Origin of the sequence: Chryseobacterium paridis (assembly GCF_016595215.1) — a bacterium.
GTDB classification, from domain to species: Bacteria; Bacteroidota; Bacteroidia; order Flavobacteriales; family Weeksellaceae; genus Chryseobacterium; species Chryseobacterium paridis.
Genome location: NZ_JAENHK010000010.1, coordinates 1,503,395 through 1,520,790 on the forward strand (window position 1 = coordinate 1,503,395; position 17,396 = coordinate 1,520,790).

Below are 17,396 nucleotides of genomic sequence, written 5' to 3' on the forward strand. Positions count from 1 at the left end.
AATATCGAAAAAATAGAGCATTTATTTTTTTAACACTTTCACAAATATCCCCACCACATTAAAATCAACCGTCTCCTCATCTCTCAGAATAATAGGTTCAAAATTGGAATCATTTGATTTCGGTAGTAAAACTATTTCTTCATGATGCCAGCCTTCTTCATCAATTGATTTCTTACTAGAATATTCCTTTATTGTATAATTACTCCCAAATTCTATATCAGTAATACTTCTCCCTTCAACTAAAGTAATCAATCCATTTCGTGAGCCTCCGACATACTTTTTAAAGAGACAAATACTCCCGTTTGGTATAATTTTATTCATCGATTCACCTACTACTTTACAAGCGAAATAATCATCTTTTCCACTTATTCCATCCACTTCAATGAACTTTACATTTTCTAATTCTTGCAATTCAGAAAAAGATCCTGCTGCTATATTGAGATCATAAAAAGGTATTGAAATTTCAGTTGGATTATCTAGAAATTGTATTGGGTTCTCCTCTTTTGGTGCAGAATTAAAAGACTGAATAAACTGACTAAAGAAACGTCTTAAATTATCATTGCAAACATAAATATAAGTCCCCTCAATTCCCCGAAGTAATATTGTTTTATAAATGTTGATGATAAAATCTAATAGCTCATCTTCATTCTTGATGGAGTTTTTTCCATTCTTATCCTTGTATTTTTGCTTTTCTACAATTAACTTTCCAAGTTCAAAATCATAATCCAATTCTGGACCGATAATAACTCCGGTATAGTTCAGATCATAGCCTTGGGTTGTATGAATGCATCCTACTTCATTGATAGAGTTTACAGAGTTAACCCAATCTATAGAAGTGCTGTTCCATTTTAATTTGTTTTCACCAATAATGATATCGTGCGCTTCTGGATTTTTATTTGAAATCCACTCCCAGGCATATCCCGCAACCATTCTTGACAAACTATGAATTTCATTTTTCTTTTTTATCCGGTCAACCATCTCTCCCAGATCATCAAAAAGATAAAATTCGTAATCATCAGTCCTATATTTTTCTACAGGAAGTACTGAAGGCTCATCAAAAAGTTTGTGAACCAGTGTTATATAATTATTCCCACCACGAACACGAAGCTGCGTTTTTAATTTTTCAACCCTGGTGTAAGATTCTAATTCTAATTTTTTAAAGCTTTCTTTAAGGGTGTCCGATGGTTTTATAGATTGATATTGGTCGTAGAAAATGATTGATTTCTCGCTTTGTATAATGACCCAATCCAGTTCTGAAGTAGTAAATTTATCTAATCCTAATTTCTCACTATTAACATCAAATGTCCCAAAATAAGAACCCAAATTCACTCTCCTTCTTAAGCGGTGTCCTTCATCAACAATGATGAGGTCATATTTATTTTTTGCTAGTTCTGAAGGTCCGATGACCATTTTACTAGATAAACCATTCACATTCTTAAACACATTAGAAATAGTTTTTCTAAACGAGGCCATAGGAATTACCAATGCCATATTCAAATCAGAAAACTTGTCTTTTACTTTTTGTAATAAAGAAAAAAGTTCTTCATCTTCTTCATCAAAATCTGCGAAATTAAAATCTTCTAAATTAGTTTTGAGGAGCTTGAATAAAAAAATAGCTAAAATAGATTTACCTGTCCCTGCTCCGCCATGAATGAGACTAACTTTAGCTCCTTCATCCAACAAACAGCTAAAGATTGTTTTCAAACTTTTAATCTGTTCTTTAGAAAGTGATTTATACGGTGAGTATTTGAAAAGATCAGAATTGTTGATATGGTCTAGTGAATGTCGAGCAATACCTAATTGTCTAAGTTCATCCCAAATATCTTTAAATAACTCCCAGTATACTTTCTTTTCATGATACTGGTGATTTGAAATTCCCAGGTTACCATTCTGCAGCGTATATTGTCCATCCGCTGAAATGTACTTAATCAGGTTAGCTTCCAAATCTAATGTAGCAGATTTGTGAAAGAGATCACTTAAAATAAGATTTACCGTCGATAATTTTTTCTTTTCCTCTGATTTTAAATGAGTATTTATTCTGGTTAATACATCTGTTGTTTCGCCAACATAAGCAGATTTATTCTGTTTATTCTTTAAGAGGTAAACTATTGGCCAAGATGTATAATCTTTATGATGGGTATTAATATTAGTTTCTGCGAGGTGGTCAAAGCTGTATTCCTCAGTAATTGTAAAATTTTTCATTTTTTAAAATCTACAATTCATCATATTTATCCGACTTCCCTTTTGCCTTGTCTACCGGATATTTCTCACCGTTTTTCTGCAATTTTTTTAAAATGATACTATTGATGTCTATATTGTTTTTGTCTGCAAGAAGCAGCCCATACATCAATACATCAGCTAGTTCTTCTTCCAGTTTATCTCTATTAAAATCCTCATTTTTCTTCCATAAGAATACTTCTAAAAGTTCGGACGCTTCAATCGATAAAGCTAGTGCCAAATCCTTTGAATTATGAAACTGTTGCCAGTCCCTTTCATCACGAAATTTCAAAAGCTTTTCTACTGTACTCTGATCTATCATAAACATTGTTTAATAAAGTGAAATCTTATTTAACATTAAAAATAATAAATCTTAAGCATAATCATCTTAAAAATATCCGTTTTTATAAATATTTTCCAAAAATACTATGCTCATATCATCTCAATGAAACATTAGATTTATAAAGTATTTTGTACACTTTTATAGTTCAATCCAATATTTAAAATTTCCACAAGATTAGCCTTAATTTGGAAAGATCATACTTATCCTATTATATTACATAATCTTACACCATCCCCAACATCATCGCAATACCCACCGCATCCGCCACCGTATCCAAACTATAAATCTGCATAATCCCTTGATTAGCCGCCGCCTGTGCCAACGAATTTTGTTGATTCTGATTGCTCACGGCATTTTCAAATAGAATTCCTGTAGAATGTGCCAGACTTTGATACATACTCCCCAAAGCAATACTTCCTGCAGCAATATTGGCAGAAAGCAGCTCATTCATTTGATCTCTAGGAATCTGTGGAAGATCATTTTCAGAAACCAAAGAAACCGTATTATTTTGATAATTGCCATGTATGATATAATGTCCTTCCAGAATATAGTGTGCAATTAACTTAGCGGCATGGAATTCTAATATTCTTTTCAGTTCAATAATCTCATCAGAAGTTATAAAATCTTCCAGGCTGTTGACATCGACATTATGAACCGTGTACATAGGTTCATCGGTGTCAGATTGACTGATCGCGATATTCATTTTTAGAACAAATTTGGATTTTTCGGTATTGATACTAAGAACTTTCGAATCATTCTCCGGTTCAGCAATATCTTTAAGAGCAGTAAAAGGAAGAATATCGATATGACAATGCAGGTTTTTTAGATTATCCAATTTAATTCTTACGATAGAAATTCCTGTGCATTGATCTTTAGGCTCTACGACAAATGATTGGTATTCGTTGGATGCATTATTGCCATTTATGCAATGAACCAGTCTTATGGTTGGCATTGCTTCAATCTCAGCCGCTTGTAAGTAATACACAAAACGGTTGCTGCTATTGTCAGCGTTGTTCTTGCTGAAATAAGCTGTGTCTTTTTCCTTTTTAAAAGAAAAATTTTTGTTTAATTCCTGTAAAGATCGCAGGTTGGGCATTTTTGCGGGTTGAGGTTGGTTAGCGTGATTCATGTTTCTGGTGTTAGATGTTTATTAGTTTTTATGATGCTCTTTCACATGAAAATTCTAGTTGTCATGTACAAGATTTCATAGTATGGTTGTTCATTCCAGGATATTCTGCACAAATTTATTCAACAAAATACGATCACGAATCAGTAGAAAAACTGATTTTTAAGAAAAAAAACAAACAGCATAAGAGGAAAACGGTTAAAAGCTACACAAGAGAACCACATCGGAACAACGTATTAAAAAACCCATAAAAAACTAAAATTCAGCACATTACCAACCTGATCAACTTTTTAAAACATCTGCTAAAATGGTAGTAATGAACAGTCTAACAACACAATTACTCCTATTTCTTATCCACGTGATTTAAAAACCATTTTTTTTGTAAATTTCAAAAATAATTTATTATCATTCACAAAAAACTAATACCATGACAACTGAAAGTATTTACCAATCCATTAAAAAATGGCGCGTATTGATTGACGCTTATAAGAGCGGAAATGACGGAAGTGAGTCTGAGATTCTCAGTTATTTAAACCAGGGAACTCACTTTTCTGTTTCGGGAAAAGAGATCAACCAATGGAAGATTAATCTTGGGACTTCAGACAATAAAAGAATTCATGCTTATCTGGGTATTGACGAGGACAAGCTTAAATTCTTCCTGATCGATTCCGAAAGTGATAAAAAAGGTGATTTCAATACTATTGTAGTGAAAGAATTCACCCGTGATTCCCCCAATGTTACTGTACAAAATACCACCAACCTTGAAGTTGATCCTCCCATCACTTCAGAGTCGGCGATCAACCGCAACTTCCGATGGAATATGTATGGCACTACCTGGTTAAAAGCACAGAAAACAGAACCTTTTGTACAGGTGATCTGCATTCCTTTTGCAGATTATGAGCGATTAGGTCTGGACGACAGCCAATCCTGCACGAGTTTCTTCGGATTGACAGATGATTCCGAAAACGGAGCTTCGGTTTTTGCCTATCATATTGAAATCATTACAGTGAAAGATCTAACGATCAATGAAATGAGTAAAACGGCGGAAAACTATTCTACACCCCGACCTCCTTTTACCGCTGCTGACCCTCTTGAAAACTACCAACTTTTGATAAAAAGTGGTGCTTTCTTATAACAGCTTATCCCTCTATTTACAAGTAGTCATCAACCTGACATTGCTTACAGGGTTGATCTTGCTGGTCAGGAACGGGATAAAAACAATGGAGGTGATCATGCTATTCCTCTCTGGAGAATTCGCCCTGGAACTAACAGATCTGGTGGATCGGCTGCTGAAACTAAACACATTGAATACCTACAATTATGCACTAAGCCAGTTTTTGGGGCTCGTGCTCCTTACGGAAATATACAGCCGGTATTTCCTCAAGGTTCCGGCTTTCGTCAAGTGGATCATTTCCGGATATGCCATGATATTTCTGGTGATCAATATACTGAATATATACCACGGAAGAGCCGTTACTTTTTATTCCAATATCATCAGCAGTATCATCATTTGTAGTTTTGCAGCGACCTATTGTATAAAAATACTGCAAAAGGGAAAGGTTGAAAAAAGCCTGTTTATCGTTAATATCTTCGTCTTTCTTTTTTTCTCTGTTGAATGCCTGATCTCCACGACTTTTAATTTTCTGGTCACAAACCATCTGGAATGGGTAGCACCGATCTGGCTTTTCAGAGGGGTTTTGTTGTGGTGTTTTTATCTCGCTTTTATTAATCTGGGATGTCGCAGTGGGAAAATCCGGGCTTGGTAGTTGAATGGATATGGATTGGTATAGGGCTATTTTTTTTAACGACACTATTGATCACAGTATTGATCATCAACTATCTGAAAAGCATCAGAAAAAACAAACAGAAAGTAATGCAGCTTGTCCGCAATACCCAAACGGAATGTTGGGAAAACACACTGCATTTACAAGAGAGAGATCGGGAACGGTTAGCAGAAGAGCTTCATGATAATATCATCTCACACCTCAACGTCATCCGTCTGAATATTAACCATAAAAATACAGAAGAACTGAATCTGGACCTGAAAAAATCAATGCAGCAGATCCGGGAATTATCCCATAATCTGACACCTCCCGATCTGGGTGAAATTGAACTCACGGATCTGATCGCGGATTATCTTGATCAGATCAGCAAGACCATCCACGTTGATTTCCGTCATATGATTACAGACACGCTGATCAGCAGCCCCGTAAAATTAAATATCTTCAGGATCGTACAGGAATTGGTAACCAATATTTTAAAGCACGCCAATGCCACCAAAATCGATGTCTCCCTAAGAATATCCCTGGAGTATCTGATGCTAACTATAGAAGATAACGGTAGTGGCTTTAAGCAAGGAACCAGTCACCACGGAATCGGATTAAGGAATATCCAGACCAGAGCTCAAAAGATCCGGGCAGCGTATAAGTTGAAGTCAAAGCCGGAAAGGGGGACGAAGTTTATTGCGTGTGTGGTTATTGAGAGTTGAGGGGGTGGGTGAGAGATGCGGGGTACGAGTTTCGGGGTTAGAGAGTTCGAGGGTTTGAGGGTTTGAGAGTTTGAGGGATGGGTTGGAAAATTGGAGATGGGGTGGTGAGAGAGTGAGGAAAATGGAAAATTGAAAATTGAAAGTGGAAAATTGTGAAAAGGCGGAATTGCTGAAGGGCTGAAAGGCTAAACTGCGGAAACGTGGAATTGTGAAATTGTGAAATCGTAAAATGGCAAAACGGCTGAAAAGCAAAAGGGCGAAAAGGCTAAATGACTAACTAGCTGAAAAGAAAAAAAGCTGAATGGCGAAAAAGCAAATTCGCCTATTCGCCCTTTTGCCTATTTGCCAAAAAAATTAAAATAAAAAATGAAAAACTTAAAAATTAAAATTGGTATCGTAGATGATGACCTGTTGTTTGTACAACTTTTAAAAAATTATATTGATCAGGATGAACGGTATGAAGTGGTATTGACCTCAACAAGTGGTCAGCATTTCCTGAATGAAACAAAAAATGAATCTCTAGATGTTTTGATATTAGACCTGAGAATGGCTAATGGTGATGGGCTTGAAGTAATGTCTGCCCTATCTCAAAAAGAAACGGAGACCAAAATCATTGTACTCTCCAGTTTTTATCGGCGTTCTTTTATGGGACAAATGCTAAAAATGGGTGCTCATGCTTTCCTGTCCAAAGAAATCGAACTGGAAGAACTTTTGAATGTCATGCATGCGGTCTATCATCACGGGCATTATTTTTCCGATGAACAGGTTGAGGTGATGCGGGGACAACTTTCCAATAAGCTCCCTGAGTTTCATGCCTACTCGAAAGATGATCTTACAGAAAGGGAAATTGATGTTCTCAAACTGGTTTGCCAACAAATGAGCACGAAAGAAATTGCAGATCATTTATTCATTTCCCCAAAAACGGTGGAAACCCATAAAACCAATCTGATGATCAAAACCTGCGTGAAAAATATGGCGGGATTGGTGATCTATGCGGTGCAGAATGGTATTGTGAACGCGCATGAGATTGTGCTGTTGGATAAGTAGTTGAGAGTGGAAAATTGAAAGTGGAAAGTTGAAAGTTGAAAATGGAAATGGTGAGTGGAGAGTTGACAGTTGACGGTTGAGAGTTAATAGTTGAGAGTAACTATTGACTGGTGGAAATGGATACTGAATAGAATACAAATTTATGACGGTGGTGTTTTTCCGGGTTATAAAATTTGTATTCTTTCTCAGTATGGTATGTTTTGAAAATTCATTCCGTAATTTATCCTATGAAATTAGATTACCGGATGACTAATTACTGATTTCTTCAACGGTATGCTTTCTACGAGGGAGATTATAATATCTTGTGTATGCTTCCAGAGTCGCTCTTCCCATGTTCGGAAATACCCAGCTTCCAAAAAGCTGATTAATAGAGGAAAAATTATTAGATCCACCTCCTGCCATTATAAGGTAGGTATTTCCGTCTGTTTCATCTATAAATTGAAGGCCCAGGTGCCCTCCACTGAAAACATGCCCTGGTTCTGCATAATTTAACATGGTCATCTTCTCATCATCATGGGTTGTCCTTACCTGTCCTCCGAACATTGCTGTAGTTAATCCACCATTAGTTCTTCTTCCCATCAACTCACCATCTCCACCTCTCATGGCACCGGGTACGGTCTGACCTATATTATTCTTCGAGAATTCAAAGAACGACCGTGCATTATGCTGGGGAGTAGTAGGTCCGGCAAGTATTTTAAATGTAAAATCATGTCCGTCGTAGCATATCTTCCATTGCAGATATCTTCCAATGATCCGAAAAGGTTCCATAAAGGGAGATCCTACTCTACCTGTTGGGGAGAGTATATGATCAACGATACGAAGCTGAGGTGCATATTGTGCAAATCGTATGAAGTGTCTGTAAATAGGTTCACTATTATCCCAACGGGGGCGTAGAGCTCTTGTTACCAATTTCACTCGCTCTTTTAAAAATCCCATATTAATTTTGTTTTAGGTTATTAAGGTTTATCATTATTAAAAAAATCAGGGAGAACCCAAAAGCATTCTCCCTGAACAATATAATTCTAAAAACACGCTCTTATTAAGATGGATTTAGCATCTTAGCGATAGAAATAGCATCTGCTACGGTATCTACGCTATAGATCTGCATCACGCCTTGTGTAGTGGCTGCCTGACCTAGGATATTCTGTTGATTTTGCGTATTTACTGCATTTTCAAACATAATCCCGGTAGAATGCGCTGCTGTCTGATACACATTCCCTAAAGCGATAGCCGGAGCTTCTGCTACTACTTTTACATTGGACTGCGTTACAGCATCTGTGATTTGTTCATTAACTACTGTTGCCATAATGATTATTGTTATTAGATTTTAAAAACGGCCGGACCTTCCGGCCGTGGTTTATTGTGTTTTCTGCGGTTTACAGAAATGAGTTATTAAGACCCTGCGTTAAGCATTTGAGCAATAGAGATCGCATCTGCTACGGTATCCATGCTATAGATCTGCATTACTCCCTGAGTGGTTGCAGCCTGTCCTAAAATGTTTTGTTGGTTTTGGTTATTCACCGCATTTTCGAACATGATTCCGGTTGAATGTGCCGCTGTCTGGTATACATTTCCTAAAGCGATTGCCGGAGCTTCTGCTACTACTTTTACGTTGGACTGCGTTACCGCGTCTGTGATTTGTTCATTAACTACTGTTGCCATAATGATTATTGTTGATTAGAGTTTAAAATGATCAGACGATCCGATCATGGTTATTATTTTTTAAGAGTTCGGATTAAGCATTCTTGCAATAGAGATCGCATCTGCTACAGTATCCAGGCTATAGATCTGCATTACTCCCTGAGTGGTTGCAGCCTGTCCTAAAATGTTTTGTTGATTTTGGTTATTCACCGCATTTTCGAACATGATCCCGGTTGAATGCGCCGCTGTCTGGTATACATTTCCTAAAGCAATTGCCGGAGCTTCTGCTACTACTTTTACGTTCGTCTGAGTTACTGCGTCTGTAATTTGTTCATTAACTACTGTTGCCATATTATTAATTTTTGATTAGGTTTGAATAACAACCGGATGATCCGGTTGTTAAAAGATAATGTTTGCTTTACGCAATGAATTTTTAAGGATTCAGCATCTTCGCAATAGAAAGAGCATCTGCAATAGTATCTATACTATAGATTCTCATCACTCCCTGCGTATTGGCCGCCTGTCCTAAAATGTTTTGTTGATTCTGCGTGTTTACCGCATTTTCAAACATAATTCCCGTTGAGTGAGCGGCAGTTTGATACACATTACCCAAAGCGACTGCCGGAGCTTCTGCTACCACCTTTACATTGGTCTGGGTAACGGCATCTGTAATCTGTTCATTAACTACTGTTGCCATAATGATAAATTGTTAATTAGAGTTTTCTTAACCTGATATTCCGGTCATGGTTATCGGTTTCCTGCCAAAGCAGAAAAAACAGGCTCTTAAGAATTAGGATTTAACATTCTTGCAATAGAGATCGCATCTGCTACAGTATCCAGGCTATAGATCTGCATTACTCCCTGAGTAGTAGCTGCCTGACCTAGAATGTTCTGTTGGTTTTGCGTGTTTACTGCATTTTCAAACATGATTCCCGTAGAGTGTGCCGCAGTTTGGTAAACGTTTCCTAAAGCCATTGCAGGAGCTTCTCCTACTACTTTTACATTCGATTGAGTAACTGCATCTGTAATTTGTGAATTAACTGTTGTTGCCATAATTGTAATTTGTTTTTTTTGAGATTTACATCCCGGTTAATAATTATTTGATTGTTAAACTAGTTTTCTGTTTTTTTTGATCTTACGATCTTGTTTTTTTTATCTCTCGCAGATTAGGCAGATTGCGCAGATCTTTTTTATACTGCTTTATTTAATTTCTTTTAGCATAATCATCTGTGATATTTGTGGGATCTGTGGGAACTTTACTCTTTTCTTTTGCCCACAGATGACACAGAGAACACAGATTTTTTTCATACTGCTTTATTTGATTTCTTTTAGCATAATCATCTGTGATATTTGTGAGATCTGTGGGAACTTTACTCTTTTCTTTTGCCCACAGATGACACAGAGAATACAGATTTTTTTCATACTGCTTTATCTATTTTTTAGCATCATCATCCGTGATATTTGTGAGATCTGTGGGAACTTTACTCTTTTCTTTAGCCCACAGATGACACAGAGAACACAGATTTTTTTCATACTGCTTTATCTATTTTTTAGCATCATCATCTGTGATATTTGCGGGATCTGTGGGAACTTTACTCTTTTCTTTAGCCCACAGATGACACGGAGAACACAGATTTTTTTCATACTGCTTTATCTATTTTTTAGCATCATCATCTGTGATATTTGCGGGATCTGTGGGAACTTTACTCTTTTCTTTAGCCCACAGATGACACGGAGAACAGAGATTTTTTTTCATATTGCTGTAATTAATTTTTCTTAGCATTATCATCTGCGGTATCTGCTAAATCAGCGAGAAATTAATCTCTTCTTTTTATCTCCCGCAGATCAGGCAGATTGCGCAGATCTTTTTATCCTGCTTTATCTATTTTTTAGCATCATCATCTGTGATATTTGTGGGAGCTTTACTTTTTTCTTTTGCCCACAGATGACACAGAGAACACAGATTTTTTTCATACTGCTTTATCTATTTTTTAGCATCATCATCTGTGATATTTGTGGGATCTGTGGGAGCTTTACTCTTTTCTTTTGCCCACAGATGACACAGAGAACACAGATTTTTTTTCATATTGCTGTAATAATTTTCTTTTAGCATAATTATCTGCGGTATCTGCTAAATCAGCGAGAAATTAACCTCTTCATTTTTTGTGATTCTCTCAGATCATTCAAACCGATCAGATCTCATACTGTTCCAATTCGACTGATCATTGGAGAGGAATCTGTATCTGCATTATCCGCGAAACCGGCAAGAATAAAAATTCTGTGTAGGCTTGATAAACACTTTTGGCCACTAACCATCACGGGCATTGTGTGTTTGATATGTTACTTTTATTTTTTCTCGCGGATCAGGCGGACGCGCAGATAGTATATATATAAACGGTTGATCTTTTAATAAAAGGATGCGGTCCCTTCCTGGTTTCTACCTCTATCTGAAAGAAACCATTCTTCTCCTGCAGGCTGCTGTATAGAGTTTACGTTTTGAGCGAGAGATTGCATTTCCACATGACATTTGCTCGTTTGGGGGCATCTACAACATTCTGAAAGCGGGTGGGAGGATGAAAAATTTTGACCTAATATATGTTGAGGGCACCCGCTTCCATTTCCACAGGGAAGAAAACCGCATCCGTACTAACTAGAAATTAAAACGTCCTTTTCTAAAATTCGACAGCTCTCTTTTTAATTTTCGGGAGCCCATTTTTTTAATTCCCATAACAGAATTACTCAAACCGATAAGGGAATCCCTGTGTTGATGCGACACGGACTGTTCATACATTAATCCTGTAGAGTGCGCATTTACCTGCATAGAAATTGCAGTAGGTACAGCGGGAGACATTCCTACCACTTCTAAATTGATTTCATTTTGATTGTGTACCATAACTATTAATTTTTTTGGTTATTTTGATTATTTACGGATGTTGGCAAATCTTGCCTGCAGTTTGTTCATTCTTTCTGTAATCTTCATTTCTTTTTCCTTTATCCTTCCCCTGGAAGTTTCCTGAAGCTTTTGTAATTGTTCTTCGTAGCTCATGGCAACAGGATTACCCGTCACAGGCGCTGCTGCCTGATAAGCCTGTTGTTGCTTCACTGCTTCTTCAAGTTTCTCAAGCAAAGGAGCTAGAGATTTCAAGGTCTCTTTGGTTGCTTTTTCCTTGATATAATTAATGATCTCATCTTCATTATTGATAACGAAAGGCATCAAGTCTTCTTCCACTATTTCCGGCTCGATCGTTTCAATAGATTCAATGTACTCAACAGATTCCACAGGTTCCATTATTGATGGAATCGGATCCTGTTCTGAGGTACGCGCAGGCTTGGAAGCCCTGTGATGTATTCGTCTTCGCATGGGTAGTATTTTTAAGGGTGGGTGAAAAAGAAATGGCTTTGCAGAAATGTGATCCTACAGCAAATAGCCTATAAAAGCACCTGCAGTAGTCCAGTCCCTGTTAAGGTCCTGTATTACATTAGCTCCTATGATCTCCAGAGCAATACAACCCGTGATCGCACATGCAGACATCATCTCCTTGATCTGATCGTTTGGAAGGCTTAGGATATAATCATCCGGAATCACCGGCAGCTTGCCATGTACCGGAACGGTTTCATTGAGAATGATATCAAGGATCTCCTGGAAATAATGAGCCATCAGTTTCGACCCCTGGAATTCCAGTTCCCGTTTTAATTCTATGATTTCCTCCGGAGTAACCAAATTGGCAATAGCATTTACATCTACATCATGCACTGAATAAAGAGCTTCTCCCGTATTGGATGCTGTAATCGTAATGTCTGTCTTGAGAACACATTTGGATTTTTCAAGATTAATAGTGAGAAGCTTGGAATCGATCTCCGGTTCAGCAATATCTGACAGGGTGCTCAAAGGCAGTATCCTTACATTACAGAAAAAAGTCTGATTCTCTTCCAGTTTGACCATAATTACCGCTATTCCTGTAGCTCTATCTTTAGGTTCGACGACAAAGGACTGGTAATTATTGGTTCTTTTGCCTTTCATACTGATCACAGGCCTTACAGTAGGCTGGATCGTGACATTGGATGTTTGCAGGCCAAATACATCACGGTCACCGTTATTTTCTGTTTTCTTTACACTGAAATAGGCATTATCATCTGTTCTGGTAAGATAAAGGCTTTCATTCAGTTCCCTGAGGGTACGCAGGTTTAAAACCTTAGCCGGTTTTGCTTCAATTGAATAATTCATCTCTTATTTTTTTAAGTTTTTCGATTAGTTTTGTTGTTATTGTCTTTTTGACATGTTCACTGATGTGTTGTTCTACAGGAACTACTGCTTCTTTAATCTCTGGCTTTACCAAAGGCTCTTCTAATTTTATGGATTTTAGTACGACTCCCCCTCCGTGATCGGCCACGGTAAAGTTTCTTTTCATAGGATCCTTGTGTTCCGAGGTTTCTTCCGTAACCGGTGACACTACTCGTTTTTTTTTTCAGGATCTTCCTCTTCATATTCCTCGGAAATATCTGCTAATGGGGGAAGGTTTGGAATTCCGCTTGAATATGGAGTGATATTATTGTTGAAAATCGTACCGGAAAGTTTCGTCTTTGCCTCAGCATAATCACTTACGATCTTGAACAGATCCTTCATCATTGCATTTCCGTGTCCACCTGTAGGATCCTGAGCAGTACCTTCTTCACCTTTTTCCGTAGAGCTACCTCCTCCGCCCCCGCCTGCGGCGTTCTGTGGAGGAAAATAATTCCCGTAGGTTAAATAATTGTTAGCTAGTTTAGTCAAGGCGACAAGACCCACCTGTTCAAATCCTTTTAAAAATGACTGTAAATCCTGTACCATCATTCCGGTCGACTGATCAATCATTATTTTCGCAGCTCCCAGCATCGGATCGGCCGTGGGTGGCGATAATACTTCCGTATTTACAAACACTACTGCTTTCTCCTCCGGAGTGGTAGGATCGGCTTTTGCTTTTTTCGTTGCATCTTTGTCAGCCATGGTTATAAGGTTTTAGGGTTATCCTTTTAAAATCTTAATGGCATCCGCAACAATCGCAGGGTTAAGTTGATTCAGGTTTTGCTGATTGGATACCGAATTCTGAATGGAAATTCCACTGGCATGCGTAGCCATCTGATAAAGCATACTCATGGCCTGTGCCGGAGACTCACCGAGCACGGTAACGTTGGTCTGCGTAACTGCATCTGTAGTCTGGTTGTTTACTGTGTCTGCCATATTTTTCGTTTAAATGGTTATTTAGTTTTAGTTTTTTTGACATTCTCTAAGATTTCTCTCATCTCAATTCCATCTTTTGTTTTATATTGCGATTGGAATCGTAAGTACTTTGTTACTTTCTCTCTTTTGTCTGATACAAATTTCATAAACTAAAACATGTCATCGTTCAGGGAAAAAACTGATTTTCAAAAACTAGGGAATTCTCCCAAAAGTGAAATTCAAAGAAAAACACGTGATCCAATTATTCGTAAAAACTCCTTATTAGAAGTATTTTCAAGCTTTTATATTATACCAGAATAATCAAAAAAAAGTTTAATTTGATAAATTTCTGTGCTATTATTATCTCATTCTTTTTTTTATTCTGAATCAAAAATTCCCGATAATGTGATCGTTGTATTTCGTCAACAACAAGTTGTAGGTATTGGATCTGTATTAAAAAAGATCAGTATTCTCCACTTATTCATTCAAACACCTCTTATATACATTCGGGAAATATCGTCAACACGACGGGAAATGCAGGTATCTGTCATAGGCAGGTATTCTGATACCTTTGTTTTGTAATTTAAATATCTAAACAGATGAAAATGAATAAATTAAAATCGAGTTGGTTCGCATTAGCTGCTATACCCTTCTTTTTATTAGCATGTGATGATAATGATGACAACACGATGGAAAGTGGAATGCCATCAACAATAACCGTAGAAAATGTACTTGATTCTAAACCTTTGGTGGAATCCGGCACTTTTAAAAACAATGGAGCTTCTCCTGTTATTATGCCCGGAGAATCTACAACGATTCAGTTTTCAGCGGCAAAAGGCCAGGCTTTAAGTTTCGCCACTATGTACGGCTGGTCCAATGACCTTTTCTTTGCACCGGAAAACCCTGGGATCAAATTATATCAGGATAATGGGACTCCTATTGAGGGAGATGTTTCTTCCCAAATCAAATTATGGGATAACGGAACAAGAATTAACCAGACTCCAGGAGCTACAGTAATGCATCCCGGAACAGCGGAAACAACTGCTAAAAATATTACTGAGGTTTCAGGAACCGATGCACAGGGTAATACCTATGCAGCAGCTTCTTCATTAATGAAAGCAAGTCTTCATTATGATGGAAATTCAATGTTTACTTTAACGATTACAAATACATCGGGTACTACCTCCAATCCTACACCCTTCAGTCCGGGAGTATGGGCTATTTCTTATATAGCAGGAGGAAACCTTCTTAATCCTAATCCACTTTATGAAAAAGGAAAGCCTTCTATGAATGGCCTGACAAAAATTGCAGAAGCAGGTGATACTATGGATCTTGGGAATTACATCAAAGGACAAACCGGAATCTTTACCCCTCTTTCTCCAATATTGGTAGTGGTTTACAATGGAATAGACAATCCACTATACAAAACCGGAGAAGCTGACAGAGGAAAAGGATTAAAGGAACTGGCTCAAAAAGGAGATGCTTCAGTATTAGCAGCCTACTTAAAACAAGTTCAAGGAGTTAAACAGGTGTATGTTTTACCCGCTGCAGGCTCAACGGTCTTATTACCAAAAATTGCAGGACAATCCGGAGGCAAAGTTTCTCAACAATTGAATGTACAAGCTGGTGATAAAATTGCAATCGCTACCATGTATGGCTTCTCTAATGACTGGTTCTTTGCAACAAAAGGAAATGGTATAGATGCCACACAAAAAGGTGATATCTCCACATCAATTGCTTTATATGATAATGGAACAGCACTAAATCAGTTTCCTGGAGCAGGAATTACTCAGTTTAATTTAGCAGGTACACCGTTGACGGAAAGTAAACCCATACAGGAGGTTCCCAATCCAAATGCATTTACCACATTACCCGCTATCTCCAATATGATCAAAGTAACCCTTCAATAACGGGACATTTTAGAAAAAAATATAAATAATTGGGCACTTTTTGAGTGTCCAATTTTTACCTGATTGATTAAAAAATTAATTCTCAATGAAAAATTTAGCACAAAAAATAATCTCCACCCGATCGACGGTCGCATCTCTTTTCTTTATTTCCCTGTCATTGACAGTTCAGGCTCAACAAAGTCAAATGAAAATGGATGGTGTGAAAACAACAGGGCAAGAAATGAAACAGGTATCCTACACTATTCCTCAAAAGCCCGAAGATATCAGCCCATTGTTAATTGGAGAAAAGATTCCTACGGTCAATATATTAGATGCAACGGGAAAAAGTTTCAATCTCAACAAAGCTGTTGCTGAAAAACCAACAGTCCTGATATTCTATCGGGGAGGCTGGTGTCCTTATTGCTCAAAACAGCTTTCAGGATTACAGGATATAGCTCCTGATTTGGAAAAGTTGGGTTATCAGATCATCGCGATTAGTACGGATCAACCTGAAGGACTTATGCAGTCTGCAACTAAAGAAAAATTAAGCTACACTTTACTATCAGACGCTGATCTGGTGGTTTCAAAACAATTCGGTATTGCTTTTAAAGCGCCAAAAGGATATTGGGAAATGCTTCCAAAAACTACAGGAGGAAAAAATATTGACCTATTATTACCTGTTCCTTCAGTATTTATTTTAGATAAAAAAGGGACGATTCATTTTGAATACATCAACCCTGATTTTAAACAAAGACTTAATCCAGAGTTATTGAAATCAGTAGCTCAAAACATTATAAACGATCTATAATTAGAAACAATGATTACCTACACAAACAAAAAATTACGCTTTTTATTCAACCTGATGGTTGTATTATTGGCTACAAACTTTACAGCAGCCCAACAAAAAGCAAGTAAAAACAGCATGTCCGGAGAAGAAATTCATTTCAAAACCAACAGCTGGAAGGAAGTGACTGCTGAAGCAAAAAGAAGTGGCAAAACTATTTTTGTAGATGCCTACACCAGCTGGTGTGGTCCTTGTAAGTTATTAAAATCGACAACATTTAAAGATAAAGCCGCTGCTGCTTATTTTAATAAAAACTTCATCAATTATACGGTGGATATGGAAAAAGGTGAAGGGATTCAGCTGGCCAAAGATTGGAAGGTCAACTCCTACCCTTCATTGCTTTTTTTCAGTCCTGACGGAAAGATGACTTTAAAACAAATAGGCTACCTGGATGGTAAAAACCTGATTGAACTGGGACAACAGGCAATAGCAAAAAAATAGGTACCTTTAGGTTTGTGTTCGAAGTGAAATTGCGGAAAGGCGGAAAGGCTGAATTGCGAAATCGCATATTTGTAAAATTGACCATTTGAAATTTAAAAGGATTTGTCATTTCGAACATAGTGAGAAATCTATTGTTAAATAGTCTATAAAATAAAAAGTAAAA

The 17,396-nt window shown here is 37.3% G+C and carries 22 protein-coding genes; 7 read left to right on the top strand and 15 right to left on the bottom strand.

From position 1 onward, the window contains the following. Positions 1 to 21: 21 nt before the first annotated feature. The 3 genes from JHL15_RS16210 to JHL15_RS21260 all read right to left on the bottom strand — a co-directional run bounded on the left by JHL15_RS16210 (position 22) and on the right by JHL15_RS21260 (position 3,689). Positions 22 to 2,202, bottom strand: a complete 2,181-nt coding sequence (locus JHL15_RS16210) for a DNA/RNA helicase domain-containing protein (RefSeq protein WP_200247411.1) — start codon at positions 2,200 to 2,202, stop codon at positions 22 to 24. 10 nt (positions 2,203 to 2,212) lie between these two features. After that, positions 2,213 to 2,539: a nucleotide pyrophosphohydrolase gene (locus JHL15_RS16215; RefSeq protein WP_200247413.1), complete on the bottom strand. Its 327-nt coding sequence runs from the start codon at positions 2,537 to 2,539 to the stop codon at positions 2,213 to 2,215. A 244-nt stretch (positions 2,540 to 2,783) separates the two neighbouring features. Continuing rightward, positions 2,784 to 3,689 carry a RebB family R body protein gene (locus JHL15_RS21260; RefSeq protein ID WP_234047793.1) on the bottom strand — a complete coding sequence of 302 codons (906 nt, stop codon included), beginning with the start codon at positions 3,687 to 3,689 and terminating at the stop codon, positions 2,784 to 2,786. A 424-nt stretch (positions 3,690 to 4,113) separates the two neighbouring features. On the opposite strand from JHL15_RS21260, the gene JHL15_RS16225 reads away from it, so the two are divergent. The 4 genes from JHL15_RS16225 to JHL15_RS16240 all read left to right on the top strand — a co-directional run bounded on the left by JHL15_RS16225 (position 4,114) and on the right by JHL15_RS16240 (position 7,221). After that, the gene (locus JHL15_RS16225; RefSeq protein WP_200247415.1) at positions 4,114 to 4,821 is read left to right on the top strand and encodes a hypothetical protein; all 708 of its coding nucleotides are present in this window, start codon (positions 4,114 to 4,116) and stop codon (positions 4,819 to 4,821) included. Next, a complete protein-coding gene (locus JHL15_RS16230; RefSeq protein WP_234047794.1) occupies positions 4,805 to 5,452 on the top strand; it encodes a hypothetical protein in 648 nt (215 codons plus the stop codon). The genes JHL15_RS16225 and JHL15_RS16230 overlap by 17 nt, the downstream gene beginning before the upstream one ends. Beyond that, positions 5,422 to 6,174, top strand: coding sequence for a sensor histidine kinase (locus JHL15_RS16235; RefSeq protein ID WP_200247419.1), 753 nt, complete (start codon positions 5,422 to 5,424; stop codon positions 6,172 to 6,174). The genes JHL15_RS16230 and JHL15_RS16235 overlap by 31 nt, the downstream gene beginning before the upstream one ends. A gap of 366 nt (positions 6,175 to 6,540) precedes the next feature. Continuing rightward, positions 6,541 to 7,221, top strand: coding sequence for a response regulator transcription factor (locus JHL15_RS16240; RefSeq protein WP_200247421.1), 681 nt, complete (start codon positions 6,541 to 6,543; stop codon positions 7,219 to 7,221). 249 nt (positions 7,222 to 7,470) lie between these two features. On the opposite strand, the gene JHL15_RS16245 is transcribed toward JHL15_RS16240, so the two are convergent. The 12 genes from JHL15_RS16245 to JHL15_RS16300 form a co-directional block, all read right to left on the bottom strand. Continuing rightward, complete coding sequence (locus JHL15_RS16245; RefSeq protein WP_200247423.1) at positions 7,471 to 8,157, bottom strand: hypothetical protein; 687 nt, start codon at positions 8,155 to 8,157, stop codon at positions 7,471 to 7,473. A gap of 103 nt (positions 8,158 to 8,260) precedes the next feature. Further along, positions 8,261 to 8,527: a RebB family R body protein gene (locus tag JHL15_RS16250; RefSeq protein WP_034684388.1), complete on the bottom strand. Its 267-nt coding sequence runs from the start codon at positions 8,525 to 8,527 to the stop codon at positions 8,261 to 8,263. A gap of 86 nt (positions 8,528 to 8,613) precedes the next feature. Further along, positions 8,614 to 8,883: a RebB family R body protein gene (locus JHL15_RS16255; RefSeq protein WP_089027138.1), complete on the bottom strand. Its 270-nt coding sequence runs from the start codon at positions 8,881 to 8,883 to the stop codon at positions 8,614 to 8,616. A 60-nt stretch (positions 8,884 to 8,943) separates the two neighbouring features. Next, complete coding sequence (locus JHL15_RS16260; protein WP_172279382.1) at positions 8,944 to 9,213, bottom strand: RebB family R body protein; 270 nt, start codon at positions 9,211 to 9,213, stop codon at positions 8,944 to 8,946. Positions 9,214 to 9,295: 82 nt separating this feature from the next. Continuing rightward, positions 9,296 to 9,559, bottom strand: coding sequence for a RebB family R body protein (locus tag JHL15_RS16265; protein WP_200247425.1), 264 nt, complete (start codon positions 9,557 to 9,559; stop codon positions 9,296 to 9,298). A gap of 86 nt (positions 9,560 to 9,645) precedes the next feature. After that, positions 9,646 to 9,915, bottom strand: a complete 270-nt coding sequence (locus JHL15_RS16270) for a RebB family R body protein (RefSeq protein WP_034684380.1) — start codon at positions 9,913 to 9,915, stop codon at positions 9,646 to 9,648. A 1,597-nt stretch (positions 9,916 to 11,512) separates the two neighbouring features. Next, on the bottom strand, positions 11,513 to 11,755 hold the full coding sequence (locus JHL15_RS16275) for a RebB family R body protein (RefSeq protein WP_200247427.1): 243 nt from the start codon (positions 11,753 to 11,755) through the stop codon (positions 11,513 to 11,515). Positions 11,756 to 11,782: 27 nt separating this feature from the next. After that, positions 11,783 to 12,223, bottom strand: a complete 441-nt coding sequence (locus tag JHL15_RS16280) for a hypothetical protein (protein WP_200247429.1) — start codon at positions 12,221 to 12,223, stop codon at positions 11,783 to 11,785. 54 nt (positions 12,224 to 12,277) lie between these two features. Then, on the bottom strand, positions 12,278 to 13,087 hold the full coding sequence (locus tag JHL15_RS16285; RefSeq protein ID WP_200247431.1) for a hypothetical protein: 810 nt from the start codon (positions 13,085 to 13,087) through the stop codon (positions 12,278 to 12,280). Next, positions 13,071 to 13,313, bottom strand: a complete 243-nt coding sequence (locus tag JHL15_RS16290; RefSeq protein WP_200247433.1) for a hypothetical protein — start codon at positions 13,311 to 13,313, stop codon at positions 13,071 to 13,073. The genes JHL15_RS16285 and JHL15_RS16290 overlap by 17 nt, the downstream gene beginning before the upstream one ends. Continuing rightward, positions 13,313 to 13,846 (bottom strand): hypothetical protein, encoded by a 534-nt coding sequence (locus JHL15_RS16295; protein WP_200247435.1) that lies wholly within the window; start codon positions 13,844 to 13,846, stop codon positions 13,313 to 13,315. The genes JHL15_RS16290 and JHL15_RS16295 overlap by 1 nt, the downstream gene beginning before the upstream one ends. A gap of 18 nt (positions 13,847 to 13,864) precedes the next feature. Next, on the bottom strand, positions 13,865 to 14,080 hold the full coding sequence (locus JHL15_RS16300) for a RebB family R body protein (protein WP_034684366.1): 216 nt from the start codon (positions 14,078 to 14,080) through the stop codon (positions 13,865 to 13,867). Positions 14,081 to 14,664: 584 nt separating this feature from the next. Between JHL15_RS16300 and JHL15_RS16305 the strand changes: the two genes are divergently transcribed. The 3 genes from JHL15_RS16305 (at position 14,665) to JHL15_RS16315 (ending at position 17,233) form a co-directional block, all read left to right on the top strand. Beyond that, positions 14,665 to 15,969: a spondin domain-containing protein gene (locus tag JHL15_RS16305; RefSeq protein WP_200247437.1), complete on the top strand. Its 1,305-nt coding sequence runs from the start codon at positions 14,665 to 14,667 to the stop codon at positions 15,967 to 15,969. 85 nt (positions 15,970 to 16,054) lie between these two features. After that, positions 16,055 to 16,756 (top strand): peroxiredoxin-like family protein, encoded by a 702-nt coding sequence (locus JHL15_RS16310; RefSeq protein WP_200247438.1) that lies wholly within the window; start codon positions 16,055 to 16,057, stop codon positions 16,754 to 16,756. Positions 16,757 to 16,765: 9 nt separating this feature from the next. Continuing rightward, positions 16,766 to 17,233, top strand: coding sequence for a thioredoxin family protein (locus JHL15_RS16315; RefSeq protein ID WP_200247440.1), 468 nt, complete (start codon positions 16,766 to 16,768; stop codon positions 17,231 to 17,233). Positions 17,234 to 17,396 lie beyond the last annotated feature (163 nt).